Source organism: Staphylococcus sp. 231237_7MaSpsaltlick (genome assembly GCF_043107035.1).
In genome coordinates, this window is sequence record NZ_JBICNX010000290.1 from 1 (window position 1) to 553 (window position 553).

The window sequence follows — 553 nt, forward strand, 5'->3', positions numbered from 1 at the left end:
GTGCCTGTGACAGCTAACTATGATTTAGAAAGTATTAAGGAACGCGAAGCAGATAAAGCATACGATAAGTATGTAAATAACCCAGAAAGACTAGGGTTTGAAGATATTAAATTCAAGGACGTATCAGACGTACAAGTTAAAGATTATTAGGAGGACGAGGAAATGATTAAAGAATATGATTTATATAACGCAAAGCAAGTAATGTCTGTGAAAGTGAAACGCATCAACATTCATTCATATAATATCAAAGGTTATCCAGAAACAGAATTTGCTAATGTTTACAAACGTGTATCCGTAGAAGAACTAAGCAAATTTAAAAAGAGATTTAATTTGTATACTAGCGATGAAATTAAAAAGAGAAAAGAGAAATTCAGACGACCTAATACTACAGTGATGGACTTATTAGTTAAAGCAAACTTCAATATCAATATTAATACTGGCGACTTTGAAGAAGATAACAAATCAGAAATGTTAGGTAAGTATCAATTAAAACAAGTGATGGACTTGTTGAGTAATGGTAAAGATTTATCAGACGTTGCAAAGGTGGCTGAAT

Annotated in this window: 1 protein-coding gene; it reads left to right on the plus strand. The window is 31.8% G+C overall.

All coding sequences use genetic code 11. The features are described 5' to 3' along the window. Positions 1-162: 162 nt before the first annotated feature. A partial coding sequence (locus ACF91D_RS31515) for a hypothetical protein (RefSeq protein ID WP_039067691.1) occupies positions 163-553 on the plus strand: 391 nt, incomplete at its 3' end.